This is a genomic window from Populibacterium corticicola (genome assembly GCF_042683685.1).
GTDB classification, from domain to species: Bacteria; Actinomycetota; Actinomycetes; order Actinomycetales; family Cellulomonadaceae; genus Timonella; species Timonella corticicola.
This window is the reverse complement of the sequence record NZ_JBHUOP010000006.1, coordinates 1-26818: the sequence shown is the minus strand read 5'-3', so window position 1 is coordinate 26818 and position 26818 is coordinate 1. Positions and strand designations below refer to the sequence as shown.

20 protein-coding genes are annotated in these 26818 nt (G+C 59.2%); 16 read left to right on the top strand and 4 right to left on the bottom strand.

From position 1 onward, the window contains the following. Positions 1-83 precede the first annotated feature (83 nt). The gene (pstB, locus tag ACFSYH_RS13055) at positions 84-863 is read left to right on the top strand and encodes a phosphate ABC transporter ATP-binding protein PstB (protein ID WP_377467506.1); all 780 of its coding nucleotides are present in this window, start codon (positions 84-86) and stop codon (positions 861-863) included. A 259-nt stretch (positions 864-1122) separates the two neighbouring features. Here the strand turns inward: pstB and ACFSYH_RS13050 are convergent, their stop codons facing one another. Then, positions 1123-1608, bottom strand: a complete 486-nt coding sequence (locus tag ACFSYH_RS13050; protein ID WP_377467504.1) for a hypothetical protein — start codon at positions 1606-1608, stop codon at positions 1123-1125. A 366-nt stretch (positions 1609-1974) separates the two neighbouring features. Here ACFSYH_RS13050 and ACFSYH_RS13045 point away from each other — a divergent pair, with 366 nt between their 5' ends. From ACFSYH_RS13045 to ispF, 5 genes are all read left to right on the top strand, one after another. Beyond that, the gene (locus tag ACFSYH_RS13045) at positions 1975-2457 is read left to right on the top strand and encodes a CarD family transcriptional regulator (protein ID WP_377467502.1); all 483 of its coding nucleotides are present in this window, start codon (positions 1975-1977) and stop codon (positions 2455-2457) included. A 202-nt stretch (positions 2458-2659) separates the two neighbouring features. After that, positions 2660-4330: a hypothetical protein gene (locus ACFSYH_RS13040; protein WP_377467500.1), complete on the top strand. Its 1671-nt coding sequence runs from the start codon at positions 2660-2662 to the stop codon at positions 4328-4330. 268 nt (positions 4331-4598) lie between these two features. Further along, positions 4599-8018, top strand: a complete 3420-nt coding sequence (locus tag ACFSYH_RS13035) for a glycosyl hydrolase 53 family protein (protein ID WP_377467498.1) — start codon at positions 4599-4601, stop codon at positions 8016-8018. A gap of 181 nt (positions 8019-8199) precedes the next feature. Further along, positions 8200-9036 carry an IspD/TarI family cytidylyltransferase gene (locus ACFSYH_RS13030; protein WP_377467496.1) on the top strand — a complete coding sequence of 279 codons (837 nt, stop codon included), beginning with the start codon at positions 8200-8202 and terminating at the stop codon, positions 9034-9036. Beyond that, a complete protein-coding gene (ispF, locus tag ACFSYH_RS13025; RefSeq protein ID WP_377467494.1) occupies positions 9033-9518 on the top strand; it encodes a 2-C-methyl-D-erythritol 2,4-cyclodiphosphate synthase in 486 nt (161 codons plus the stop codon). The genes ACFSYH_RS13030 and ispF overlap by 4 nt, the downstream gene beginning before the upstream one ends. Here ispF and ACFSYH_RS13020 read toward each other — a convergent pair. Together ACFSYH_RS13020 and ACFSYH_RS13015 are read right to left on the bottom strand one after the other, a co-directional pair. Beyond that, positions 9502-10062 (bottom strand): TetR/AcrR family transcriptional regulator, encoded by a 561-nt coding sequence (locus ACFSYH_RS13020; protein WP_377467492.1) that lies wholly within the window; start codon positions 10060-10062, stop codon positions 9502-9504. The genes ispF and ACFSYH_RS13020 overlap by 17 nt on opposite strands. Before the next feature lie 33 nt (positions 10063-10095). Beyond that, positions 10096-11511 (bottom strand): D-arabinono-1,4-lactone oxidase, encoded by a 1416-nt coding sequence (locus ACFSYH_RS13015; protein ID WP_377467490.1) that lies wholly within the window; start codon positions 11509-11511, stop codon positions 10096-10098. A gap of 96 nt (positions 11512-11607) precedes the next feature. Between ACFSYH_RS13015 and ACFSYH_RS13010 the strand changes: the two genes are divergently transcribed. Continuing rightward, positions 11608-12786 carry an alanine racemase gene (locus ACFSYH_RS13010; protein WP_377467488.1) on the top strand — a complete coding sequence of 393 codons (1179 nt, stop codon included), beginning with the start codon at positions 11608-11610 and terminating at the stop codon, positions 12784-12786. A gap of 734 nt (positions 12787-13520) precedes the next feature. On the opposite strand, the gene ACFSYH_RS13005 is transcribed toward ACFSYH_RS13010, so the two are convergent. After that, positions 13521-14537 carry a LacI family DNA-binding transcriptional regulator gene (locus ACFSYH_RS13005; protein WP_377467486.1) on the bottom strand — a complete coding sequence of 339 codons (1017 nt, stop codon included), beginning with the start codon at positions 14535-14537 and terminating at the stop codon, positions 13521-13523. 132 nt (positions 14538-14669) lie between these two features. On the opposite strand from ACFSYH_RS13005, the gene ACFSYH_RS13000 reads away from it, so the two are divergent. From ACFSYH_RS13000 to rlmB, 9 genes are all read left to right on the top strand, one after another. Beyond that, positions 14670-15974, top strand: a complete 1305-nt coding sequence (locus ACFSYH_RS13000; protein ID WP_377467484.1) for an extracellular solute-binding protein — start codon at positions 14670-14672, stop codon at positions 15972-15974. Between the two features lie 17 nt (positions 15975-15991). Then, on the top strand, positions 15992-17011 hold the full coding sequence (locus ACFSYH_RS12995) for a carbohydrate ABC transporter permease (RefSeq protein WP_377467482.1): 1020 nt from the start codon (positions 15992-15994) through the stop codon (positions 17009-17011). Next, positions 17008-17886, top strand: a complete 879-nt coding sequence (locus tag ACFSYH_RS12990) for a carbohydrate ABC transporter permease (protein WP_377467480.1) — start codon at positions 17008-17010, stop codon at positions 17884-17886. Before ACFSYH_RS12995 ends, ACFSYH_RS12990 begins: the two co-directional genes overlap by 4 nt. A gap of 176 nt (positions 17887-18062) precedes the next feature. After that, a complete protein-coding gene (locus ACFSYH_RS12985; RefSeq protein ID WP_377467478.1) occupies positions 18063-20366 on the top strand; it encodes a beta-xylosidase/alpha-l-arabinosidase in 2304 nt (767 codons plus the stop codon). Positions 20367-20853: 487 nt separating this feature from the next. Next, positions 20854-22338 (top strand): hypothetical protein, encoded by a 1485-nt coding sequence (locus tag ACFSYH_RS12980; protein WP_377467476.1) that lies wholly within the window; start codon positions 20854-20856, stop codon positions 22336-22338. Between the two features lie 47 nt (positions 22339-22385). Continuing rightward, the gene (locus tag ACFSYH_RS12975; RefSeq protein ID WP_377467474.1) at positions 22386-23084 is read left to right on the top strand and encodes a hypothetical protein; all 699 of its coding nucleotides are present in this window, start codon (positions 22386-22388) and stop codon (positions 23082-23084) included. Between the two features lie 52 nt (positions 23085-23136). Further along, positions 23137-23745, top strand: coding sequence for a hypothetical protein (locus ACFSYH_RS12970; RefSeq protein ID WP_377467472.1), 609 nt, complete (start codon positions 23137-23139; stop codon positions 23743-23745). Positions 23746-24067: 322 nt separating this feature from the next. Further along, positions 24068-25498, top strand: coding sequence for a cysteine--tRNA ligase (gene cysS / locus ACFSYH_RS12965; protein ID WP_377467470.1), 1431 nt, complete (start codon positions 24068-24070; stop codon positions 25496-25498). A 48-nt stretch (positions 25499-25546) separates the two neighbouring features. Beyond that, positions 25547-26527 carry a 23S rRNA (guanosine(2251)-2'-O)-methyltransferase RlmB gene (rlmB, locus tag ACFSYH_RS12960; RefSeq protein ID WP_377467468.1) on the top strand — a complete coding sequence of 327 codons (981 nt, stop codon included), beginning with the start codon at positions 25547-25549 and terminating at the stop codon, positions 26525-26527. Positions 26528-26818: the final 291 nt, after the last annotated feature.

Below are 26818 nucleotides of genomic sequence, written 5' to 3'. Positions count from 1 at the left end.
CCCGCCGGTGATCGCACCCCAAGCCCTACACCGACCAACCCGACACAGTTCGGCCACACAGGCCGACACAGAAAAGGCACATCATGTCCAAGCGAATTGACGTACAGAACCTCAACGTTTACTACGGGGACTTCCTCGCCGTGGAAGACGTGAACATGGAGGTCGAACCTCGTTCCATCACCGCTCTCATCGGCCCGTCCGGTTGCGGTAAGTCGACCTTTCTGCGCACCTTGAACCGCATGCACGAGGTCATCCCCGGCGCACGCGTCGAAGGCAAAGCGCTGCTTGACGGCGAAGACCTGTACGGCGCAAGCGTCGACCCGGTTCTGGTCCGCCGCCACGTCGGTATGGTGTTCCAGCGTCCGAACCCGTTCCCGACCATGTCGATTTCGGAGAACGTTCTTGCCGGCGTGCGCCTGAACTCCAAGAAGATCTCCAAATCGGATGCCGAGGGCATCGTTGAGCAGTCGCTGCGCGGTGCAAACCTGTGGAACGAGGTCAAGGACCGTCTCGACCGTCCGGGCTCGTCGCTGTCCGGTGGACAGCAGCAGCGTCTGTGCATCGCACGTGCGATTGCCGTGAAGCCCGACGTGCTGCTCATGGACGAACCATGCTCCGCGCTCGACCCGATCTCGACGCTCGCGATCGAGGACCTCATGCACGAGTTGAAGTCGCAGTACACCATCGTGATCGTGACCCACAACATGCAGCAGGCAGCCCGTGTGTCTGACCGCACCGCATTCTTCAACATCGCCGGCACCGGCAAGCCGGGCAAGCTGATCGAGATCGATGATACTTCCGTGATGTTCTCCTCTCCTCGCGTGCAGGCGACTGAGGACTACATCTCGGGTCGCTTTGGGTAGGGCCAAAGCGACGTTCACAAAGAGAGCCGAGGTAGGTACCGTGTCGGGGCCTACCTCGGCTCTTTTCTGCATTGGGTAACTCTCACAGGGGATTGGCGACGAGCCGGCCAGACACCTTGTGTCCTCGCGACCCAGCACTGCTGGGGCGAGAGGCGAGCGGTTAACTGAGTCTCTCGTCGGCAATCTGGACGCAGGTGATCCAGACGCAAAAGGCCGTGCCCCTCATCTGAGGGGCACGGCCTAGTTGAGCGAGAAGGCTCTACTCGGTTGGAGCGTGATCCTGGTACTCAGGAAGGGTGCCGTCCAGAACCGGAACGTGGACGACCTTCGCATTGCCCGCAGCATCCGAAAGCTGAACGTCAAGGGTTGAACCAGGCTTCGCTGGGAAGTCGGCGATCTCGGTGCCCGCAACATCGTCGTTGCTGAGGTTTACCGTCTGCTGTGAGGACAACTCAACCTGGAGGTTCAAGGCGCCATCCTCAGACACGAGTGAGGCCACGTTGTCGTCGGTCGTGTGGTTCTTGATCGCACCGTGTACGTGAGCGGTACCGCCCTCGCCAGAGGTGAGGATCATCAGGTTGATGACCTCGACCGTGCCCTCGTCAAGTGTTACGCGGGTGCCGTCCGAAGCTGCGTAGTACAGGTCCGTGGTCGATGGGGCGCAGGCGGTAACGCCCAGCACGAGACCGCCAGCAAGTGCCGCACCTGCGACAACGCGAAGTGGACGGGAAGCGGGGTTGAACATGAAAACTCCAGGTGCGCGAGTGTAGATCGCCAGGGCGATCGCGGGAAAGGTCGAATTTCGCTGAGGAATCCCAAGGGCCGTATCTCACGCGGATCACAACCCTGCGGGGAGGGGTGGTGGTGCGTTGGGATCACTGCACTTAGTCGGTGCGGCCGTAATGAAACATCAGCAGACATGCCACACCAATTCTAGCTGCACGGACCAAAAACAAAGGTTTCCACCTGATGAGAATCCTATGAAGTGCAACACGTTACCGACACGAAGCCTTAAGTGCTTGACTAGCATCCGGACAGTATGAAAGATTATGCGCCCAATTTTTGCCCCCTGCGTGATAGAATGGGTATCCGCGAAAGGGGACAACCACTGATGTCGTTCACAGTAGGGGAGACCGTCGTCTACCCGCACCACGGAGCCGCTCTAATCGAAGAGATCAAGACGCGAACCATCCGAGGCGTAGATAAAACGTATTTGAAACTACGAGTAGCGCAGGGCGACCTGACCATCGAAGTTCCGGCAGATAACGTAGACTTGGTAGGTGTACGCGATGTGGTTGGTAAGGAAGGTTTGGACGAGGTGTTCGAGGTGCTTCGCGCGCCATACACCGAGGAGCCAACCAACTGGTCGCGCCGCTATAAGGCCAATGTCGAGAAGATCGCTTCCGGAGACGTCATCAAGGTTGCAGAGGTCGTGCGCGACCTATCGCGCCGAGACACCGACCGCGGTCTGTCCGCTGGAGAGAAGCGAATGCTCGCCCGGGCCCGTCAAATCCTCGTTTCGGAACTCGCACTCGCTGAGCACACCGAAGAGGACAAGGCCGCTGAACTCCTGGATGAAGTTCTTGCAAGCTAACACTTAATCTAGTTCACCACACAAGCCGCTCGGCATCGGTATTCTGCATTATGCTCGGAATACTGAACGGGCGGCTTGTGTTGTCTTAGTGGCTGCCAAACGTGGCAGGGTATCGCTGAATGATTCCGTGGCCGCGGTGCCCGTGTTTCCGTCCCGAACTGCGCCTTGGGGCAGGCGCTTTACGCAACTTGGAGAATTGATCGTGACCGCGCAGTTTGATGGTTATGAATCTGACACCCTTTTCAACTCCATGCAAGAGGGTGGTCAGGGCGTATTCAGCCTCATGGTTGACCTCAAAAACATCGTCGAGTTTGATTCGGACGGCGTCGCCCGTTTCGCCAGGAATGCGTCAGCTGTCGAACCGGCTGCTGTGTCCGTGGCGGGTCCGGCACGTGAGGTTCTTGTCGGGCAGGAGATCCGGCTGAGCCTAACCGAACGATCCGTCTCTCCAATTGCCGGAGATCTCAAAGTCGTGTGGTCAAACGGCTATGAGGGGCCTACCTATCATGTACGCCCTGAAGATTTAGGCAAGACCCTCACCGCCACCGCCACTTTCGAGGGTGCCGACATGCGACCACTCGAAGTGACCATTGAGTGCGGTCCTGTTGTGCTGGCGTCCGCACCCGAGATTGACCGTTCTTACGTTACCCTCACCGGTGACGCGCTCGGCGAGCAGGGCGCCCCTGACTCGGGTGTGCGTGAGTTCTCGCCCGCCTACCTCTACGTGGACAGTGCCGCGTTCAGCCCCGCCGTTGACTCAATCGACGTTGCGTGGCTGATCGGCGGGGATGAGGTTGCCGCTGAAACCGGTATCCTGCCGCAGATACTCGACACCAATTTGGATGTGACCCGAGTCGGGGCATCGCGCAACGCTGTCGTCAGGAGCGAGGGCGAAGTTCTTTCGCCGATGGAACGATTTGACCTGCTCGCAAGCGTAGAGGATCTTGAAGGGCTGCCGCGTATCTTTGCCGAGTTGCTAGGCGGCGAGGTGCTTCCCGGAGGTGCTGGCGAGGCCTTGGACAGAGTGGACCATGAAGTCGGGAAAGCGGGGGTACGCATCAAGGATGCTGGTGCTCTTGCGGCGTCAGACGGTGATGCGCCCGAGGCTGTTGATCTCGGACAAGGAGAAAGCGCCACGTTCGAACCACGCAAGGTATTCGTGGACGCCACGCAACCATTCTTCACCGCGGTATTCACTCCTCCCCAGGGCAGTGGCGGAAACTCGTTGACCGCTCGTGTCACCGCGCATCGCCAGGGAGCCGAGAGCGCCGTGTTTGCCGTAAACGCTGGGTGGATTGGGAGCGGAGCCGCCTACTCATTGCGGGATGGAGTCGCCGTCCGCGTGGCCACGCCACGGGTGGGCGAGGAAGCGTGGGTGAAGGTCAAACGCAAGGATTTTGAACCCGCTGCGCAGACACTGTCCTACCAATGGTGCCTCAACGGACAGGAGATTCCGGGCGAGACGGAATCTCGTATCGAGGTCACCCCAGCGATGCGAGGCCGTGAGTTGAGCGTGTTCATCGAGGCGAGTGGCGCCAACGCGATGACCACAACCCTTGATGCCTCGCTCGGTGTCGTTGGGCTTGGAGATGCCCCCGAATACCTGGGTGAGGAGTTGCGGATCAAGGGTAAGCCGCGTGCGGGCGAGATCCTCAAGATCGTTCTCGAGCATGAGTTCGTCTATCCCATGCCAGATTCCGTTGAAGTCCAATGGATGCGGGGCAAGGAGATTATCCGCGGTGCGCGCGCGATGACCTACCCCGTTGATCTCTCTGATGTCGACGAGAAGATCTGGGCTCGTGTCTTGTTGCGCAGGTTAGGGCATGCAACCACTGTCTTGAAGACGCCCAAAGTGCGGATCAAGAGTACCTGACGCTCCTGGTGATAGGCCCGGGTGGTGGCCGAGGAATGGAACAGATTTCTCGGCCACCACCCGGGCTTTCGTCGTCTATGACTGAGTCACGGGAAGTGCGCTGCCGATAAATCTAAAATCGGTCACAGGCGTATGACTCAGTTAAAACTGAAATATCACCTCAGTTTCCGTAACAAATCGGCAAACTCCTTGATCCGAAACCTGTGACCGATTACAGTTCATTCCAGATTCTATGCCCGCGCGAAGAAGCCGGGCTCAAGGAGGGAACATGAGGATTGGCCGTAGCCCCAAAGCGATAGCTCTGGGCATAGCACTCACTCTGGGGCTGACACCAGCATTCGGATCCGCCGCTCAAGCCGCAGGGGACGCACCCGTGGAGTCGACAATTCACGTCAATAAGATCGAAGGCCTGCCCGAGGATTTCATGAAGGGTGTCGACATTTCAAGTGTCCTGTCGCTCGAGGCCAGTGGTGTGAAGTTCCGCGACTGGGATGGGGAAGAGGCAGATATCTTCCACACCCTGAGGGAATCTGGCGTGAACTACATCCGCGTTCGTATCTGGAACGACCCCTGGGACAGTGAGGGCAATGGATATGGGGGAGGAAACAACGACCTCGCCACCGCAGTGGAAATCGCCGAACGTGCCAAAGACGCTGACCTGAAACTCTTCGTGGACTTCCACTACTCAGACTTTTGGGCCGATCCTGGCAAGCAGCAGGCACCAAAAGCCTGGGCAGACATGACCTTGGCGGAGAAGGAAACCGCAACCTACGAGTTCACGCGAGACTCCCTTGAGGCACTCAAAGACACAGGCGTCGACATCGGCATGGTGCAGGTCGGCAACGAAACCAACAACGGTGTCGCCGGTGAGAGCGGTATGGTCAATGCCGCCAAGATCTTCAGCGCGGGAAGCAGCGCGGTACGCGAAGTCCTGCCAGACGCGCTCGTCGCACTCCACTTCACCAACCCAGAGACCAGCGGACGCTACGCGAGCCTGGCCAAGGCAATGGACGACAACAACGTCGACTACGACGTGTTTGCCAGCTCCTACTACTCGTTCTGGCATGGCACGCTCCAGAACCTCACGACGCAGCTCAAGGCTATCGCCGATACGTACGGCAAGAAGGTCATGGTCGCAGAGACCTCTTGGGCGTACACGCTTGAAGACTTCGACGGACACGCCAACACGATCCGTGAGGGAACCGCGTCCAACCCGGGGTATGCATTTAGCGAGCAGGGCCAAGCGGACTCCGTGAGTGACGTCATCGAAGCCGTTCACGGTGTCGGAGAAGCAGGTATCGGCGTCTTCTACTGGGAGCCCGCCTGGCTACCGGTAGGACCAGCATCCGAGCTTGAGAACAACAAGACGCTGTGGGAGACCCACGGGTCAGGATGGGCATCCTCGTACGCCGGGGAATACGACTCACACGACGCAGGCAGGTGGTATGGCGGTTCCGCAGTGGACAACCAGGCACTCTTTGCCCCAGATGGCACCGCACTGGAATCGCTGAACGTGTTTAAGTACGTGCATACCGGCGCGTCCGCACCACTCCAGGCAACAGGTTTTGAACCAGTGAACGTTCAGATCAACGCTGGACAGACTGCAACCCTCCCGGCAACCGTGACGGTCAGGTACAACGACCGCAGCGTGAACGTGGAGACTGTGACCTGGGATGAGTTCGACACCCCAACCACCGCGGGGGTCATCACCGTCGATGGAGTGACTGAGAATGGTTTTGTCGTTACGGCCAAGATCACCGTTGCAAGCAGGAACTATGTCAAGAATTACAGCTTTGAAAACGGTGGCGATTCGTGGACTCTCACGGGTACGGGTGCCGAGATCAAGGACACTGGCGACGCCAGCCATGGGGCAAAGGCAACGCATTTCTGGTCCGCCTCCGATCTTGAGTTCACGGTGCAACAGCAGGTGACAGGTCTGCAGGCAGGAACCTACACGCTACGTGCAGTGGCACATGGTGAGTTCAAGGGCAGCAGCGACGCAGGAATCCTTTTTGCAGTTCCCGGTGATCCTGGCGATGCTCATGCGACCCAGGTCACTGAGTACAAACAGGACATCAACCTTGCCGGATGGCAGGTGTGGCAAACCCCAACGATTGAGAACATCAAGGTTGGCGCGGACGGCATCCTGGACATCGGTGCGACGTTCACCGCAACGGCGCAGTCGTGGGGCGCAATCGATGAGTTCACCCTCATCCAAACGTCAGTGGACGAAGGCTCTGAGGTTCCCGAGGAACCAGAGGCGCAACCACGAACCCCGCAAACCCACGTGACCACGTCTCTGCTGGGTGAGATACCCGTTCTGCCCGCGCAGCTTGCCGTTGAATACGATGACGACTCGGTCAAGCAGACTGATGTGCAGTGGGAGTCCTTCAACGCCCTCTACGCGCCAGGGTTGGTCGTGGTCAAGGGAACGTCAACGAACGGGATTGAGTTCACGGCGCACATCTACTATCAGCGCCAGAACCTGCTGGTGAACCCTTCCTTCGAGGACTGGGAGGACGGATGGACCTTCACCGGTTCGGGTTATGACGTCAAGTGGGAAGAACCAAAGAAGGACATTGACAACGGTGTCTTCGCGCTCTCGCTCTTTACCGAGTCAGGTTCCGAGTTCAGCGTCTCGCAGACTGTGTCGGGCCTTGACACTGGAACGTACAGCCTGAGCGTCTATTCGCAAGGCGGCGATAGCCCGGATCAGGATACCCGTGAACTCTTCGCCCGTGGTTCAGCAGACGAGAGCGTCGAACTCACCGCGACCATCCCACTTGAGGGTTGGCGAGAATGGCGGAAAACCACAATCGATGACATTACGGTTGAGGAGGGTGGAACGCTCACTGTCGGTGCACGCTTCGCGCTGACTGCGGGAGCGTGGGGAACCGTTGATTACTTCGTGCTTGAACGTACGGACAATGATCCAACCGAGGAGCCCACGGAGGACCCGACGGACGAGCCCACGGACAATGCTGGTGGTGGCACCGGTGGTAATACGGGTGGCAACACTGGCGGTCAGCCTGGTGGTAACACTGGGGGGAACAACACTGGTGGGGATAACGCGGGTGGTACCGATAAACCGGTTGTCAAACAGTTCAAGAACACCGTAAAGCCGAGGCTGTCGGGTATCGCACGGGTTGGTTCAACGATGACCGTGAATCCGGGTAAGTGGTCGGTCTCGGGGGTCAAATACAAGTATCAGTGGCTTTCCAATGGCAAGGCGATCAAGGGTGCCACCAAGAAGTCGTACACGGTAACAGCCAACCAGGTGGGTAAGAAACTCTCGGTTCAGGTCACTGCGACCAAGGCTGGCTATGCGTTGGTGAAGGTGACATCGTCACCAAGTAAGAAGGTTGCCAAGTCCACTGCCACTGTGAGCGCGAGGATCTCGAAGTCCTCGATCCAGAAGTCCAAGAGCACCAAGATCACCGTGCGGGTCAAGGCTGCCGGGGTGTCTAAGCCAGCGGGAACTGTCACGGTGAAGGTTGGGAAGAAGTCGGTGAAGGCAACGCTGAAGGCGACTCACAATGGGAAGGTCACGGTCACTGTGAGGGGGAAGTCCTTGAAGGTGGCCAAGAATCAGAAGGTTACGGTCTTGTTCACGCCTAATAAGGTTACGGGCAAGGCTGTGGTGAAGTCCAAGGTGACCCGCGTCGGAAAACTCACGGTACGCAGGTAGCTGTTGGGCATGAAAACGCTCTACGCGATTCGCTCACGCGTGGAAGGGGCTCGCGGTTAGCCGCGAGGAGGTAGTTGCGATCACGCTGATGCGCGTTGGTGATCAGCTACGGTGAGACGGCGGTGTGGTCCTCCACACCGCCGTCTTCGTTGTGGTGTGAACGTGCAAGTAGGCTTGGCTTGTGACTAGTTTGGTTTCTACCGCACGGGTTGGTGTCGTGATCACCGCCGCTGGTTCGGGTTCGCGGCTTGGCTATGGCGCGCCGAAGGCGCTCGTTCCGCTGTCTGCGGATGGGCTGATTGGCGACGATTCCTCACTTTTCGTTGTCGCCCTGCGTCAGGTCGCCGGCATTGCTGGGGTGACGCATGTTGTGGTGACGGCCCCCGCAGATCAGGTGGAAGTCTTTACCGCACGGACTGCGCAGGTGGAACTAGGGATTCCGGTAGGGATCGTACCTGGTGCGGATACCAGGCAGGCTTCTGTGTTCGCCGGTTTGAAGGCTTTGGCTGCGCAGGGGTTCGGAAGCGAACCAGAAGATGTTGTCTTGGTCCATGATGCTGCACGGGCGATGGCTGGTTCGGCGATGATGGACCGGGTTGTTGCGGCTGTCATCGCGGGTAGCGCCGCCGTGATTCCTGCGCTTCCGGTGTCGGACACGCTGAAGCTGGTGGACGTGGGCGCTGAACGCGATGAGTCGGGCCGCGAGCGGATCGTGGGGTCCGCGGATCGATCAGCAATGCGTAGTGTGCAGACTCCCCAGGGGTTCCCGTGGCGGGTGTTGTGGCAGGCGCATGTTGACCTTGCCGATCGCGGCCTGGATGAGACGACGGCTGCGACTGATGATTCGACGATCGCCCAGTGGGCCGGTCACGAGGTGGACTGTGTCGTGGGAGATGAGTTGGCGTTGAAGATCACCACTCCCACTGATCTGACCGTTGCGCGGGTGCTCTACGCACAGACGCTATGCTCAGCACACACCGGCTCACCATACAAGAGCTTGCAGGAGGATGAACAGTGAAGTTGCCACTGGTAGGGATCGGCTCGGATGTACATGCTTTTGCCGAGGAGGGGTCAACACGCGAGATGTGGCTTGGGGGAGTGCTCTTCCCCGGTGAACGTCCGCTTGAGGGGCACTCGGATGCCGATGTGATTGCCCATGCTGCCGCGGATGCCCTGTTCTCTGCTGCTGGCTTGGGGGACTTGGGCTCGAATTTCGGCACGAGCGAACCTGAGTGGGCTGGAGCCGCCGGGTCGGTTCTTCTTGCCGAGGCGGCGCGTCGAGTCCGTGCTGCCGGTTTTGAGATCGGGAACGTTGCGGTTCAGGTGGTCGGTAACCGGCCCAAGGTCGGCCCGCACCGTGACCTCATGCAGGAACGCATGTCGCGGGCGGCCGGAGCCACGGTACGTATCTCGGCAACGACGACGGATGCCCTTGGATTTACCGGTCGAGGTGAGGGACTCGCCGCGATAGCGACGGCCCTCGTCATCCCTGCTTCGTAGTGACTGCCCGCAGGGAGACGATCATGGTGAGCACCGTGCATAGTTCCTCAAACGTCCGGTTCGCGCTTGCGGGCTGTCCAAAACCTCCGTCACGCTCAAGCGTGACAAACCCGTGCAGAGCGGAACGGATGATGCGGACTGAATCGACCGTATCGTCGGGACTCAAATTCTCGGGCAGGACCGACGCGATCAACGAGACGACTCGTCGGGAAATTTCTTGGCCCTGACCCTGCGCGGTGAGTGCAGGGCTTTGCGACGCGTCGTACAGGCCGGGGTGATTGCTCGCGAATGCGCGATACGCGCGGGCAAGCCCTGTCACCGAACCGTCCGAGGCACGCAGCGACCGTTCGAACAGGACTAAGCCTTCCGCCGCGATGGCGCTGTGCAGGTCCTCGAGATTACGCACATGTTTGTACATGCTGGGAGCCGCCACCCCGTATTGCCGTGCGAGGGCATGCATGGTCACGGCAGCGAGGCCGTGTTCATCGGCGATCGCTGTTGCCGTGGCGATGAGTTTCTCGCGGGTGAGCCCGACTCGTGGCATGGGTGGTGCTTTCGTGGCGGTGGTGTAGGCGACTCAGGTGAGTTTGCCGAACACCTGGTTGGTGTAGAAGTTAGCGAACAGGCCGCGTGGGTCGAGCTTCTCACGGATCGTGCAGAACGCCTCGAACCGTGGATAGAGATCGGTCAGTTCCGTGCGCGTCAGTGAGTGCATCTTGCCCCAGTGCGGGCGGCCCCCGGCCGCACGGAAGATCGCCTCAGCCGCATCGAAGTATTCGCGGTATGGGCTGTGTTGATACTGGTGCACGGCGATGTACGCACTGTCGCGTTCGTGGGCCGTGGAGAGCCACACATCGTCAGCCGCAGCGAAGCGCACCTCAACCGGAAACTGGATGGCCAGATCGCGGCGGTTGGCCACCGTGGTGAGTTCCTGGAGTACATCGCTGAGTGCAGCCCTCGGAACCGCGTACTCCATTTCGATGAAGCGGACGCGCCGTGGAGACACGAACACCTCATGCGACGGAGCAACATACTCGCGAGGGGACAGCGCCTTGGATGCGACAACATTGAGTGGACCGGTGAGTTGAGGTACACGAGCCGACAGGGAGTTGGTGAACTGGAACAGCCCATTCGAGAGCAGTTCATCGTCCAGCCAGGAACGAGCCGAATAAGCGGCGGCGGCCGCGGTGTTCAAGGAATCCACCGTGGTGGGAGTTCCTTCCGGAACTCGGTTGTTGAACTTGGTGAGCGTTCCCTGCGTGCCGGGGAACCAGAAGAACTCGAAGTGATCATTGGTGTCCGCGAACTCGTCGAGGCCCTCCATGACCTCGTCGAACTGCATTGTGGTCTCGCGAGCCCGCAGCAGGAACGCGGGGACACAGCGGATCGTCACCGCAAGGAGAATCCCGAGCGCACCCACACTCACGCGGGCCGCCTGAAAAACCTCCGGGTGTTGGTCCTGGGACACCTCGATAACGCTGCCGCTTGCCAGCAGGATGCGCATACCGTGCACCTGCGCCGCCAGACCGGGCAGTGCGGCTCCCGTACCGTGGGTACCCGTGGACAGTGCGCCGGCGAGCGACTGCTGGTCGATATCCCCCAGATTGGGCATTGCAAGACCATGCTCAGCCAACAACTCATTGAGTGCGTGCAGTCGGATCCCCGCGCCAACCGTCACGAGGCATTCGCCATCGGTGCCTGGGATCGGGGCGATTATCTCCAACTCATCGAGCCGATCCAAGCTCACCTGAACACCGTTCGTCGCGGCGGCTGGCGTGAACGAATGCCCCGCCCCCACCACTCGAATCGTGTCCCCGGAGGCAACCGCCCGATCAACGATCCGCGTCAACGCCATAGGGTCCGGGGGAGTCTCCGTAGCGCGCGGACGGCTGGTCACATTGCCCGCCCAATTAGTCCACGAGTTAGTCCAACGGTCGTCGCGCGCACGCGGGTGTGAGGGTTCTGCAGCGCTGCGGAATCGGAAGCTTCCCATACCTGATGAGTCTAGTGCCAAAACCGCTGGCCGTGGTGTGCCTCCGCGGCAGTTCTTGTCTTGCGTTTCACCCGCGGTCGTGCAACCGTTAACGATATGGCATCACACCTCTCGCAGACCCTCAGTGCAGCGACAACGCACTTACCGGCACCGATCTCAGTGGTCGATCTTGCTGCATTTGATGCGAACGCCCGACACATGGCAACCCGGACCCACGGAAAGCCCATCCGCGTTGCCACAAAATCCCTGCGAAACCGCACCCTTATCGACCGGGCTCTGGAGACTCCCGGTTATCAAGGGCTCATGTGCTACTCGTTGCGTGAGGCCCTGTGGCTCGTCGGACACGGGTATACCGACATTCTCGTTGCATACCCCACCGTTGACCGGGCTGCGTTGGCCTCCATGGCGCAGGATGAACGGGCGCTCGCGGAGATCGTGCTGATCGTGGACTGCGTTGAACACGCGGAACTGATCTCGGCCGCACGTCCGGTGTCTCCCGTGCAGGTGGCGTTCGACGTGGATGCATCGTTGCGGATCGGACGGAACCTGGGAATCCCGCTGCACCTAGGCGTTCGCCGTTCACCCGTGCATACCGTGCAGGACGCGGTTTCCCTGCTCGGTGCCGTGGCTTCGTATGAGCACGTACGTGTGGTTGGGGCCATGTTCTACGATGCCCAGATTGCCGGGATGCCCGACAACTCGTGGCCTGTCCGCACGATGAAGAAGATTTCACGCGTGGAACTCGCAGAGCGTAGAGCTGAGATCGTGGCTGCACTTGAGTTGCGCGTGGACGATTTGCGTGTGGTGAACGCCGGTGGCACGGGTTCAGTCGGCGACTATGAACGCGCAACGGAGGTCACTGAGGTAACAGCCGGTTCTGGGTTCTATGCGCCCGCACTGTTCGACGGATACCGTGGTCTCGGTCTGCGTCCCGCAGCATACTTTGGACTCGATGTCGTGCGTCATCCCGGTGCGGGGTTCTTCACGGCTTTCGCGGGCGGCTACGTTGCATCCGGCCCGCCGCACGTAACACGGCGCCCCGTGTCCGTGGATTCGGGGTTCAGATTCATCGGCGCCGAAGGAGTGGGCGAGGTGCAGACCGCATTGCGGATGATGCGCGGCACCGTACGCCCCGAGATCGGGGAGCGGGTCTGGTTCCGTCATGCCAAGGCCGGTGAGCAGATGGAGCGCTTCAACGTCACCTACCTGCTCGATGGTTCCCACATTGTCGACGAGTCGGTCACCTATCGCGGTGAAGGCCAGAACTTCGGGTAGTCGCATTGAACCGGATTGGCTGAACCGGAACACCTCTAGAGCGTTGTGGGGTGCTGTTCTCGTAATACTGCTTGAGTTTTTCTGAGGCACTGGACGGTTTTTCCGTCCTTCTCTTTGATGTCAAACTGCCGAGAAGGTGGCGAGAACCCGTCCATTTACACTCAGGTAGGGATGAGATGGGGCTAAGAGTCAAGGCCAGCGATCACGCAAGGGATTGATGTTGATACCGAGTCAAAAAGTGTCGAAACTATGCACTAATGAGGGCTAGTGACGGCAGTTTTTGACTCGGTGGTGTTCCGAGCACCCCTTACTTACAGCCACCTACCGACATCCGCTAGAGCGCCAGGACCCTCTGTGGCACCCTGCCGTCACAGTCGATGGGGCCTAAATGTCCCGGGTGTGGTGTTTTTCTGGGTGCAGGCGGATCAAAAAGACCCCATCGACTTGCCCAAGGGCATGACGGGGATAAGGGATGGCATCTGCATACTGAGGAAGTCACGGGCGGACCCGTTGTTACCGAACTCAGTATCGGTGACCCCAACCCAGATGATCCTGTGCGCGAACCGCAGGATGATGAGTGGGGTGATTTGGATTCTCTGCCTCGCATCCCAAAAGCCGTGTATCAGTAGATCGAGTTTTGGCGCTGTGGTTTGGATATACGCTCACCACAACAACCGAACCTAGATGGGTTGCGGGCTATACGGAGGACCTATACCGGTGTGCCTTCCCGAGTGCTACTGAGCGCGGTGTTGCGGTGGCGCGCACGAGTCACGCACCACGAGCTCGACCGGTAGCAGCACCTGGGTTTCGACTTCTTCGCCGGATATGATCTTCGCGAGCATATTGAGCGCGATCTCGCCCATCTCGCCGAGTGGCTGGGCCATCGTGGTGAGCGGAATACGGAATAGTGCGGCCTCGGGAACGTTGTCGAACCCGATCACGGACAGATCGCGCGGGACGTTCAGTCCTAATTCTTCCGCGACCTTGATGACCTCGATTGCGGACAGGTCATTCGCGGCGAAGATAGCGGTAGGTCGGTCTTCGCGGGACAAAATCTCCCGAGCCGGTGCTTGGGAGGCTTCGGGCAGATAATCGCCCTGGCCGATGTAGGCGTCGTTGACGGCAATCCCTGCGTTCAGAAGCGCGTCACGGTAGCCCAACTCACGTTCTTGGGAGGATTTCAGATCGCTGCGTCCCCCGAGGTAGCCGATCTTGGTGTGTCCGAGTTCGGCGAGGTAACTGGTTGCCTGGAACGCGCCATCGTAGCTGTTGCACCGCACTGTTGGCAGTGCGTCGGTGTCGAGGTGTGGATCGATTGCGACTACGGGTACGGGGAATATCGTTTCTGTTCCGGATGGGGTGACGATCACCGCGCCGTCAATGAGAGCGCCTGATAGGCGGGCTAGGTGGCGGCGTTCCCAGCCATCTTCTGGCGCGGAGTGGCTGCGTCCCGAGTAAGCGAGTAGTTCGTACTCGGTTGCCTTGATCGCACGTGAGGCACCTTTGAGGAGTTCGGTCGAGAACGGTTCGAACTCTGCCACGAGCATCCCGAGTACTCCAGTGCTGCGGGAACGTAGGGACTGCGCGCCGAGCGACGCTGCGTAACCCATCTCGTCGATAATTCTGCGTACGTGGGCGGTGCGCGCGGGGGAGATGCCGTCCTTGTTGTTGACGACTTTTGAGACGGTGGCAACGGATACGCCAGCGGCTTGGGCTACGTCGGCCATCGTTACTCGGGCAGTGGTGTTCACAGTAGCCATTATAGGGCGTCGGAATCATCTTTACGATAACGTTATCGAAAACGTTACCGATAACGTTTGACTAGACGGAAAAGGCACGCATATATTGGGTGCTACATCACTCAAGGACGAGGAGATTTTTCCGTGAAGAACACACCATGGCTTAAAGGCATCGCGCTTGCGGCTTCGATCTCGCTGATCGCGGCTGCATGTTCCGGTGGCGGCGAGGGCGAGGACAACGGCACCAATGCCGAAGGCTCCGACCAGACCATCACCTGGTGGCACAACAGCAACTCGGACCCCGGCAAGGGCTTCTACGAAGACGTTGCAAAGGACTTCGAAGACGCAAACCCCGGCGTGAAGATCCAGATCGAGGCGCTTCAGCACGAGGACATGCTGACCAAACTCGAAGCCTCCTTCCAGTCTGGCGATCTTCCAGACATCTACATGGAACGTGGCGGCGGCGAACTCGCAGACCACGTCTCGGCAGGACTGACCAAGGACCTGTCCGAACTCGCCAAGGACACGATCGGCAAACTCGGCGGAAACGTCGGTGGTTGGCAAATCGACGGCAAGACCTACGGCCTGCCATTCTCGATGGGTGTAGTTGGCTTCTGGTACAACAAGTCGCTGTTCGCCGAGGCGGGCATCGACACCCCGCCAACCACGATGACAGAGTTCTATGACGCTGTGGACAAGCTCAAGGCTGCGGGCATCGAACCGGTCTCAGTTGGTGCAGGTGACAAGTGGCCAGCCGCTCACTACTGGTACTACACCGCACTACGTCAGTGCCCACAGGACACCCTCCAAGATTCTGTGACCTCACTCGACTTCACCGCAGGATGCTTCCTCAAGGCCGGTGAAACCCTCGAAGAGATCGTGGCAAAGGAACCATTCAACGCAGGCTTCCTGTCCACACCGGCACAGTCCGGCCCAACGTCCGCCTCGGGTCTGCTCGCAACCGGAAAGGTTGCGATGGAACTCGCTGGACACTGGGAGCCAGGCGTCATGCAGGGTCTGACCGAGGACAATCAAGGCTTGGGAGAAGACACCGGATGGTTCGCATTCCCAGCAGTTGAAGGCGGCGAAGGCGACCCAGCGGCTCAACTCGGTGGCGGTGACGCCTGGTCCGTTGCCGAAAGTGCACCGGACGTAGCGGTCAAGTTCGTTGAATACCTGCTCTCCGATGAGGTCCAAAAGGGCTTCGCGGAACTCGGAATGGGTCTGCCAACCAACCCGGCAGCATCTGGTTCGGTGGAAGACCCAGCGCTCGCTGACCTGCTCCGGGTTCGCGACGAGGCTCCGTTCATCCAGCTCTACTTTGACACCGCATTCGGTACGTCGATCGGTGGCGCGATGAACGACGAGATCGCACTCGTATTCGCAGGACAGGCCACCGCAGCCGACATTGTCACCAAGACCCAGGCTGCAGCCGACGCAGAGAAGTGAGTTAACCCGTGGCAGACATGACAACAGCATCTTCTGTGGATGCGATGTCTGCGACGACCCGCTCAAACGCAACCGGGGGCGTAACGCCCCCGGTTGCACCAAAGGGCAATGATCGTCGCAAGAAAAAACACAACCGCCGTATGGCGCTTGAGGCATCGATTTTCATTGCCCCCGCGCTTTTGCTCTTCCTGTTCTTCGTTGTCTGGCCCATCATCCGCGCCGTGCAGTTCTCGCTGTACCGCTGGAAGGGCTTTGGACCGCTCGTAGACTTTGTGGGTTTGCGAAACTACGTGTCGGTCCTGACGAACGAGGTATTTCAGGGAGCGCTCGCCCACAACCTCTTCATCGTGGTTGTCTCCATCATTTTGCAACTCCCACTCGGACTGGGTATCGCGCTGTTGCTCAACCGTAAGATGTGGGGCCGTGGCGTGCTCCGCACGATTGTGTTCGTGCCGTACATCCTGGCCGAGGTCATCGTTGCTGTCGTGTGGTTCCAACTACTGCAACCACGGTATGGCGCAATCGACACGATTTTGGAGTCGATAGGTCTATCAGGTCCGGCACAGGGATTCCTCGGGGACCCGAAGTATGCGCTGTGGACCGTGATGGTGGTCTTGACCTGGAAATACATAGGTCTTGCGATCATCTTGTTCTTGGCCGGGCTTCAGGGTGTTCCTGAGGAACTCAACGAAGCCGCTCAGATCGATGGCGCATCGTGGTGGCAGACTCAGTTCCGCATCACGATTCCACTGCTCGGTCCCACGATCCGCATGTGGGCGTTCCTTTCGATGGTCGGGTCACTCCAACTGTTCGACATGGTGTGGATTCTGACTAAGGGCGGTCCGGCAAACTCGACCACCACGATGGTCACCTTCCTCATCACCGAGGGCACGCAGCGGTCAAACTTTGGTATCGCCTCGGCTGCCTCGGTCATCCTGTTCGTTATCGCACTCATTATGGCGCTGTTCTACCAGCGGTTCATTCTGCGCCGTGACAACCCCGACTACGTGTCACGCAAGAGGAGGGTCAAGGCATGAGCGCCGCAACATTCACCCAGGCCACGGAATCCGGCGAGCGCAGGTTACGCAAGGTTCGCGGACACCGGGCTGGCCCTGCCACCTACTTCATTGCCCTTGTTCTGGTGGGTCTCACCCTTGGCCCAGTATCGTTCGCGGTGCTCGGCGGTTTCCGCACGAACGCCCAGCTTGCCGCAAACCCGGCTGGTCTGCCAGACCCGTGGGTCACCGACAACTATGTGCGGGTGCTGACGGACGCTAATTTCTGGCGGTACGCACTGAACTCGACCGTGGTCGCGCTGATCACCGTTGCGCTCGTAGTGGTGTTCGGCATGATGGCCGCCTATCCACTGGCTCGTTTCAGGTTCAAGTGGCGTGAACGTATCTACATGATCTTTGTGGCCGGGCTGCTGTTCCCAGCGACCGTCGCGATCATCCCGCTGTTCATCCTCATCACCAAGGACCTTGGCCTCGGAAACACGTGGCTTGGGCTGGCGCTGCCGCAGGCAGCCTTCCAATTGCCGATGACGATTGTGATCCTTCGGCCATTCCTCCAAGCGATCCCGCTTGAGATCGAGGAGGCCGCCACCTTGGATGGTGCAGGTCGGGTTGGGTTCTTCGCGCGGATCTTGCTCCCGCTGTCTGGCCCTGGAATGGTCACGACCGGCGTGCTCGCATTCGTCGCATCGTGGAACGCCTATCTGCTGCCGCTGCTCCTGCTGAACGGCGACATGCGTACCCTGCCGTTGGGTGTTGCGGACTTCTCATCGCAATATTCCTCGGACACCGCGGGCGTGTTCGCGTTCACCACGCTCTCGATGATCCCGGCTTTGGTCTTCTTCCTGGCGATGCAGAACAAGATCGTGAACGGCCTCCAGGGTGCGGTCAAGGGCTAGCAGCCCTTACACCCCTGACCCCGCGAGTGGGGAAATCCCCCACTCGCGCTGCCCGGAGTGGAGATTTTCCCACTCGCGGCAGGCCTATTGCCGACGAGCCCTCACCTACCAGCGCAGGCCCAAGTGCCTGCCGGACGGCTCGTCGAAAATACAAAACTTTGAAGTTGGAGAAGTCCATGAGTATCGAAACACCTCGAGAGGTCATCACCGACCCGCAGGAACTCTTAGCGCAGATGACGCTTGAGGAGAAACTCGCCCAGATCGTAGGGTTCTGGGACAAGGGGGACGGCGAAGCCGTCGCACCATTGCAGGGGGAGTTCGCCGAAGCCTCCACCTTTGCGGGGGCGACCGCCAACGGGCTCGGGCACGTGACCCGCGTGTATGGCACCCGCCCCGTTGACCCCATCGAACGCGCGCAGTGGCTGTGGAACGAACAGCGCCGAGTGGTCAACGAAACCCGACTGGGTATCCCGATGCTCGTGCACGAGGAATGCCTCACCGGACTGTCGGCCTGGCAGGCCGCGACCTTCCCAACCCCGCTCGCGTGGGGGGCGAGCTTCAACGCCGAACTCGTGGAGGACATGGGCGCGCTCATTGGCGAGTCGATGAGGCAACTCGGCGTGCACCAGGGGCTCGCGCCAGTGCTCGACGTCATCCGGGACCCGCGCTGGGGACGGGTGGAGGAATGCATCGCCGAGGACCCCTACACGGTTGCCACCATCGCAACCGCATACGTGAAGGGCCTGCAATCGCAGGGAATCCACGCAACACTCAAGCACTTCGTGGGATATTCCGGCTCGCAGGCCGGACGCAACTTCGCACCGCTCCACGCAGGGCCACGCGAACTCGCGGACGTGCTGCTGCCACCATTCGAAATGGCCGTGCGCGATGGCAAGGCCCGCTCGGTCATGCACTCCTACAACGAAATCGATGGCGTACCTGTCGCCGCCAACCCCGAGTTGTTGACCGGTCTACTGCGAGACCAGTGGGGCTTCGACGGAACCGTCGTTGCCGACTACTTTGGGGTTGCGTTCCTCGAAAAACTACACAACGTGGCGGGCAACCTATCGCAAGCCGCGAAACTGGCGCTCGAAGCCGGAGTCGACATCGAACTGCCCACGGGCGATGCCTACCTCGGCCCACTTGCCGCCGCGGTACGTGCCGGTGATGTGCCGATCGAACTCGTGGACCGTGCAGTGCTGCGCGCGCTACAGCAAAAGGCGGAACTCGGACTGCTCGGAAACACGTTCAACGACGAACCGCCAAGCGACATCGACCTCGACTCGCTGCGTCACCGTGCCGTGGCACGTGAACTGGCCGAACAGTCCGTCGTCCTCGTGGCGAACAACGGAATCCTACCCCTGTCGCCTGCAAACGAAAGCGATGCGAGCGTTGGTTCCCCACGCAAGATCGCGCTCATCGGTCCCAATGCTGACCGGATATCCGCGATGTTCGGCTGCTACTCATTCGTGAACCACGTACTCTCCCTGCATGAGGGATACGAGATGGGGATCGAGGTGCCAACAATGCGTGAGGCACTGAACCAGGAATTCGCGGACGCCTCGATTCTCTACTCCGAAGGCTGCGACATAGACTCCGACGACACCTCGCGGTTCGCCGAGGCGGTGGAATGCGCTTCCGATGCAGACGTTGCCGTTCTCGTGCTCGGTGACCAGTCGGCCCTGTTCGGGCGCGGCACCGTTGGCGAAGGCTGCGACCGCGACGACCTCGAACTGCCTGGCGTGCAGCGGGCGCTCGCAGAGCGGATCATCGCGACCGGAAAACCCGTGATCCTAGTGCTCCTGACCGGACGCCCCTACGTTGTCGGCTGGGCATTGGAGCAGGCTGCTGCGGTCGTCCAGGGATTCTTCCCGGGCGAAGAGGGCGCTGCCGCGGTTGCGGGTGTGCTGTCTGGCCGGGTGAACCCATCGGCAAAACTCCCCGTCTCCCTGCCACGGGCAACTGGATCGCAGCCATACACCTACCTGCACCCGGCGCTCGGCGGAAACTCGGATGTCACGAGCCTTTCGTCGACCCCGGCCCGAGAATTTGGCTTCGGCCTGTCGTACACGAGTTACGAGCACACGGTGCCGCAGGTCAGCGCTACCACCACGGACCAGCCGGTCACCGTGAGCGTCACCGTACGCAACACCGGAGACCTGAGCGGAACTGAGGTCGTGCAACTCTACGCCCGCGACCTCGTCGGTTCCGTGACCCGCCCGGTCGCACAACTGGTCGGATATGCCCGCGTGGAACTCGCGCCCGGAGAACAGGCTGAACTCACCTTCGCGGTGCCGCCAACCAGGCTATCCTTCGCGGGACGCGATCTGCGCCGGATCGTGGAACCAGGCGACTTCACGTTCTGGACCGGCACCAGCGCCACGCCAGCCAACTCGGTCACGACCGTTGCGCTCGCAGGATCGGTGCACCCGGTACGCCTCGATGACCCGCGGATCACCGAGGTCACCGTGACCCGCTGAGGATGCGGAGGGTCCACCGGTCTACTACTAACCTGAATCCGATGTTGTGGCCCAGTCGGCACTGTTGCGGGTTTTCACCGTGACATCGCCGACTGGGCCACAACATCGGTGGGGTACTTAACCAACCCGACTCGACCCAGCCTCTTGACTGCTTGATTCTCACTATGCGGATGGTATCCACGTGGAAAGTTTGTTGAGGTCAAGGGGCGTTTGTCTGCGCTCAGGTGGAATAGTGCTGGGACCTTGTCAGATTCTTTTTGCCAGATTTTTGGATTCTTTCGCCGATTGTGGTGAGCGCAGGTCTGCATGGCTCTAATTCAGTCATAATCACCCGCCTCTCAGCGGTCTCAAATTGCGGACATAGAGGTGGAGCGCATCTGTCAGATGTTCATTCAAGCCATTGACGAGGCGCTCTGACGAGCGCTAACGTCACTTTCGGTTCCGGAGCCAATCTTCATTCACGTAAGACAGATCGAAAGGACCACTCATGCACAAGTCGCTAAAGAGTAGTGTTGTTGTGATAGCCGCCGCTGCACTCTCACTGGGAATCGTAGTCCCGGCAGGTGCCTGGCAGAACTCGCCAAACAAGTCCGCTCCCTATGTGATTCCGGCTGCTGACGCACCGCTTGAAGAAGACGTAGAAACTCTGGTGCAGAGCGTTTTGCCTGATCGGCGCCCGGACGTGAGTGCAGACATCGACGAGCTATTCGAAGTTAGCGTCGAAGAATTACAGTCTGCAACTATTGACGAAGTGCAAGAAGCGCGGAATCTTGAAGAAGATGGATTTCTGTACGGTTCAAGTGATTATCCAGTTTCGATGGACTCAATCGCTATTGCCGCTGTAGGTGTTAATCCGTTCTCTAGTGACTTGGACGGTATAGCGATTACGCGCCGCGTGCCGATTAAGGACGCTATCGGAAACGTGGCGTATGTAGGGTACACAGTGAAGGGTGTCGATTCTGGAGAGATCGACGTGCTTATAGCTGCCCATACGAGAGTTCCGCTAGTGCGTGAAATTGATCCTGGGAGTCTTGCAGATGAGTGCGAATACACCCTTCTAGAGTTATATGGACTGGTATGTGAAAACTCTGATGCGTACACAATCATTAACTCAAGCAGAATGCGTGTTTTTAATGATTATAGCCAGATCATCTCAAGTGAACGCAAAAGATTGCTGATGTCCGATCGAAGTGTATTGAACGAGATCGAGCTTGAGAATATGGTTTCATTGAATAATCTGGCAAAATTCTCTGTTGTTGACTTGGAAGCGATGGTTCTCGCGAAAACCTACGCTGGCCAGGATAAGGATGGAGGATACGGAGGTATTAGTTCACCCGCGGCGTATCTAAAGGATCGGTATGGTGGAACGTGGACGCGGACGGATGGGGAAACACTTGTAATGCCTTCATTTACAATGACTTCGATTGACGATCTGGCGCCGAGTTCAGGCCACTGTATCCCAACTGCGATAACACGTGGATTTGCGCATGCTCGTAATAAAAAAGGTTTTAAGAAAATCACAGCTGGTGATCAATCACTCTTCAAGAAGGTTAAGTCAGTAGCTGTCAAGAACGGTTTCAAAGAAGGGGCCTGTGCAACGTGTGGAACCGCTCCAAATAAAATCGAAGGTATGATCGAGAAGGTTGGTGACGATCAAGGTTATCCTAAGACTGATGCCAAATGGATTGGGGTCTTCACTTGGAAAAATACGGTAAAGTCATCGATTTCGGAAGGGAATCCGATGATCCTGACTTTCGTCTCGGGATATTACGGTGCTCATGGTGTTTCGGTCGCGGGTTGGGCTGAGTATAAGTCCGCGGCAAACGGACGAGTTGCGAAGATGGTCGCCGTATGGGACGGGTGGAAGGGATCAATGCGATGGGTCGACTGGGATGCGTTCACGGGTGAACAGACAGTCGGGAAATCCAACAACTTTTCTTTAGCTTCGTTCTATCCGATCATTGTGAAGTAGGTTCGCGTGCGGAAATTTTAGATTTCTGTGCGGTTTAAAGGAGTGATATGACCATTGCATCAACTGCCGGTCTAGTCTGTGTGTTCAGCGGCGGCATCATCCTGATCCTGCTTGGTTTCTTTGTTAAGAGGAAGAGGCCTACCACCCGAAGCCATGTGTTACCGACAGTCCTCGGCATTGTGCTGATCGCTGCTAGCGGACTGTTCATGCTTAAGATATTTTCGCCCGGCATGCACGATTATGCGTGGGTCAACGGGGTGAACGAAGGTGAACAGTTTGACCTCGAAGTGAGGCATCAACGCCAGTATGTAAGCGGTCAAGAATACTATTTCGTGACCGATAAAGATTGGTCAGAACTGCTGAGCCTGCTAGAACAACAGTTCCCTAGCGGTCAACTTAATGCGCAGGATGAGTGGTTCCTTCCATCGGCAACAACCCCGGTCATAGTATCCCCGTCAGGATCTGATTCTCACGAGTTCAAAATAGTAGCGCAGACGGCGCGGATAACGGGTGGAGACGACGGCAGCGGGATGGAGATTCCCTTCCCGGTATCTGCGCTGCAACGAGACAACCTACCGTTAGGTCAGCAAGTTCCCCTTATCGGGGTAAGTAGTGTCCTCACGGACTTCTATTCCGATATTCCGGGCGTTGAACTACGCGCCAATGAAGTTAAGGTGCCGGGGCAACGTGGTCAGAAGGTCTTGTTACGGTTTGCCGAGAATAGTGTTACCGCCCTTAAACCATAAAGAACGTTGGTGTTGGGTTGGCCTAATGTCGCGCCTGCAACGGCGGGCACCAGTGGCTGTCGTGATTGTAGTGGTGTTAGCGGGATGTACTCCGGCACCGACCGAGGAAGATCACCCGTATTACCTAGATTGGCGGGACACGAAAGACGCACTTCAGAGAGTGATCGAGGCGCGGGAAGACAACCTGTTTATCTTCCCCGAGCAAGAGCCGATGGGCGTTAACGACATCATGAGTTACGCCTCGAATGATGATTTGAAGCAGATGTTCTACGTGTATCGCGACGTGCGTATCCTCTCGTGTATCTCGCGTCCGCCAGAGAAGTGCTCCCATCCGGAAGAGCAGGAAGGCGCGAGTGTGTTGATGCTCGCTGAAGGTACTGACGGAGATAAGGAATGGCGTCTGTTCGCGAAGGGTGTCACAGGTGGCCCGGTTGACACTGAACTTAGCTCGGGAGAACCCAACCTCAGTGATCCTGTGCGTGAACCCCAAGATGATGAGTGGGGCAACATGGATTCTCCGCCCAAGAAGCCAGTGCGCAGTCCGTCAGTAGATCGAGTATTGGCACTGTGGTCGGGATATACGCTCACGACCACAGAGGAACCGGCGTGGATCGAGCATTACGCGGAGGACCCACCGGTCTGCCTCCCGGATTGCTACTAATCTGAATCCGATGTTGCGGTCGCGTTGGCACTGTTGCGGGTTTTCACCGTGACATCGCCGACTGGGCCGCAACATCGGCGGGGTACTTAACGGACCTGGCCATCCTGAGGACGTGGGATGCGGGGAGGGCGAGGGCTCGTCGGAAATCTGCGACTATAACGAGCGCTGTCGCTGACAAAGCAGCGCAGTGGTTTCGCGGAGCGGACCGCTACCGGAACGTAATGTACGAAAAAGTGAGCACTGTGACGAAACCAGTGCGGTCAGCGCCCATGATGCCCCTCACGAAACCGGGTAAACGCGCCGAAACAGGTAGACTTGTCTGGTGACTTTACGGCTTTTTGACACTGCAACGCGCCAAGTGCGCGACTTCCAACCCCGCGTACCCGGACAGGTTGGCATGTACGTGTGTGGAGCGACGGTTCAAGCGGCACCTCACATCGGACACATGCGCTCGGCCGTTGCGTTCGACGTGCTCGTGCGCTGGCTGCGTCGCACCGGCCTGAACGTCACCTACATTCGCAACGTCACGGACATCGACGACAAGATCCTCGCGAAGTCCGAAGCCGCAGATCAGCCGTGGTGGGCCTGGGCTGCCCTGCACGAACGCAAGTTCACCGACGCCTACGATGCGCTCGGAAACCTGCTGCCCACCTACGAACCACGCGCAACCGGCCACATGACCGACATGATCGAACTCATGGACCGTTTGGTTGAGCGCGGGCACGCCTACCAAGCGGGCGAAGGCAACGTGTACTTCGACACCCGCTCGTGGGACGCGTACGGGCAACTCACCAACCAGCAGATCGAAGACGCACTTCCCAGCGAAGACACGGACGAAGAAACCCTCAAACGGGATGCCCGCGACTTCGCACTGTGGAAGGCCGCAAAAGCTGGCGAGCCTGAAACCGCGCGCTGGAACACCCCATACGGTCCCGGACGTCCAGGCTGGCACCTCGAATGCTCCGCGATGGCCAAGCGCTACCTCGGCGAAGCGTTCGACATTCACGGCGGTGGCCTCGACCTACGCTTCCCGCACCACGAAAACGAACAGGCACAGTCCAAGGCGGCAGGCTACGAGTTCGCCAACTATTGGATGCACTCCGCGTGGGTGACCCAGGGCGGAACCAAGATGTCCAAGTCGCTCGGCAACGGGCTACTCGTGAGCGAAGTACTCAAGGCCGCCCCCGCTGTCGCCCTGCGGTACGCACTCGCAACCGTGCACTATCGTTCAATGCTCGAATGGACTACGGCCAGCGAAGAAACCGCCGTGGGAACACTCGAAGAAGGCGCGGCCGCATGGGAACGGTTCGCAGGTTTCTACGCTCGGGCAACCGAAAAGGTTGGGGAAATCCCCGCTGATGAGGTTGCGCAGGCAACCCTCCCACAGGCGTTCATCGACGCCATGAACGATGACCTGAACGTCTCGGTCGGGCTGGCATCCGTGCACGAACACCTCAAAGCAGGTAACTCCGCACTTGCATCCGGCGATCTGGACGCAGTACGCGAACACCTCCTCGTGTTCCGCGCAATGCTCGACGTGTTCGGACTCGACCCAGCCGCCTGGCAGCAGGCCAGCGGAGACAACCGCGAACGCAAAGCACTCGATGTACTCGTCGCAGCCCACATCGAAAACCGTGCGCAAGCCCGCAAGGACCGCGACTTCGCTACCGCCGATTCCATCCGCGACACCCTCGCGGACGCCGGAATCGTAGTCGAAGACTCCGCATCCGGTGCGCGTTGGTCGCTGGGCTAAACACCTACACCACCTTTACTTTTACGATTTTTACGGAAGGCCAGTTACATGGCAGGAAACTCCCAGCGTCGCGGCGCAGTGCGCAAAGCCTCGACCAAAAAGGGCCCAACCAAGGGCACCGGCGGCAACGGACGCCAGGCACTTGAGGGCCGCGGTGCCACACCACGCGCCGAAGACCGCACCTGGCACCCCGCGCACAAGCGCAAGGTGGCTCGCGAACGCCTCGACGAGAAGCGCTCCAAGGCAGCCCCACGTCGCAAGCAGAACTTCGCCGGTGACCGCGTCAACGAGGTAGTCGCCGGACGCAACTCGGTTCTCGAAGCCCTACGCGCCGAGATGCCAGTGTCCAAGGTGTTCCTCGCGACCCGCATCGAACACGATGACCGCACCAAGGAAATCCTCGCGATCGCGACCGAACGCGGTTTGCCGCTGTTCGAATCCTCCAAGATCGAACTCGACCGCATGACCGACGGCTCCATCCACCAGGGTGTGGCTATCGCGGTTCCACCGTACGAGTACTACGAACTCGAAGACCTTCTCGACGCTGCGGAAAACGCGGGTCAGGCACCGTTGATCGTTGCGCTCGACTCCGTGACCGACCCGCGTAACCTGGGTGCTGTCCTCCGGTCCGCCGGTGCGTTCGGTGCCCACGGCGTGCTCGTACCCGAGCGTCGCGCAGCCGGTGTGACCGCGTCGGCCTGGAAGGTTTCCGCTGGTGCAGCCGCGCGCGTTCCGGTAGCCCGCGAAACCAATCTTGTGCGCTCGCTCGAAACGTTGAAGAAGGCCGGTTGCTTCGTGATTGGACTCGACGGCGGCGGTGACGTGAGCGTTGGCTCGATCCCGTTCGCAACCGACCCGCTTGTGATCGTGCTCGGTTCCGAGGGCAAGGGCCTATCGAGGCTCGTACGCGAAACCTGCGATTCGATCGTGTCGATCCCGATGTCGTCCGTCGTTGAGTCCCTCAACGCAGGTGTGGCCGCATCGATCACGCTGTACGAGGTAGCGAAGGCCCGCACCGAACAGGCGTAACGCTTGGGTGTGCGCGCAGGGCTGCTGTTCACGTTTGAGCGGCGTGATTGCGTGCGATTGACCCACTGAGATTGACGACGAGGCGGCTGGTTTCCAGCCGCCTCGTCGCGTTTGGTGCTAGCGCACTCTGGTTCGCTGTCCTTCAACGAGAGTGAAGAAACGTGCACCTACGTTGAACGAGAGCGCGTAAAAGTGCACTCTGTGAGAGTTGTTCTTGGCTGATCTGGGATTGGCTGGCAGGGTTGGTATTGGCTGTTCCTTGATGATCGTGGCTCATTGCACTCTTGACCC

Excerpts from the sequence above, each read along its gene's own strand:
- ACFSYH_RS12980 (WP_377467476.1), top strand. The coding sequence starts at position 20,854 with ATGCACAAGTCGCTAAAGAGTAGTGTTGTTGTGATAGCCGCCGCTGCA.
- ACFSYH_RS13045 (WP_377467502.1), top strand. The coding sequence starts at position 1,975 with ATGTCGTTCACAGTAGGGGAGACCGTCGTCTACCCGCACCACGGAGCC.
- ACFSYH_RS13050 (WP_377467504.1), bottom strand. The coding sequence starts at position 1,608 with ATGTTCAACCCCGCTTCCCGTCCACTTCGCGTTGTCGCAGGTGCGGCA.
- pstB (WP_377467506.1), top strand. The coding sequence starts at position 84 with ATGTCCAAGCGAATTGACGTACAGAACCTCAACGTTTACTACGGGGAC.
- ACFSYH_RS12985 (WP_377467478.1), top strand. The coding sequence starts at position 18,063 with ATGAGTATCGAAACACCTCGAGAGGTCATCACCGACCCGCAGGAACTC.
- ACFSYH_RS13010 (WP_377467488.1), top strand. The coding sequence starts at position 11,608 with ATGGCATCACACCTCTCGCAGACCCTCAGTGCAGCGACAACGCACTTA.
- ACFSYH_RS13035 (WP_377467498.1), top strand. The coding sequence starts at position 4,599 with ATGAGGATTGGCCGTAGCCCCAAAGCGATAGCTCTGGGCATAGCACTC.
- ACFSYH_RS13020 (WP_377467492.1), bottom strand. The coding sequence starts at position 10,062 with ATGCCACGAGTCGGGCTCACCCGCGAGAAACTCATCGCCACGGCAACA.
- ACFSYH_RS12995 (WP_377467482.1), top strand. The coding sequence starts at position 15,992 with ATGACAACAGCATCTTCTGTGGATGCGATGTCTGCGACGACCCGCTCA.
- ACFSYH_RS13015 (WP_377467490.1), bottom strand. The coding sequence starts at position 11,511 with ATGGGAAGCTTCCGATTCCGCAGCGCTGCAGAACCCTCACACCCGCGT.
- rlmB (WP_377467468.1), top strand. The coding sequence starts at position 25,547 with ATGGCAGGAAACTCCCAGCGTCGCGGCGCAGTGCGCAAAGCCTCGACC.
- ACFSYH_RS12975 (WP_377467474.1), top strand. The coding sequence starts at position 22,386 with ATGACCATTGCATCAACTGCCGGTCTAGTCTGTGTGTTCAGCGGCGGC.
- ACFSYH_RS12990 (WP_377467480.1), top strand. The coding sequence starts at position 17,008 with ATGAGCGCCGCAACATTCACCCAGGCCACGGAATCCGGCGAGCGCAGG.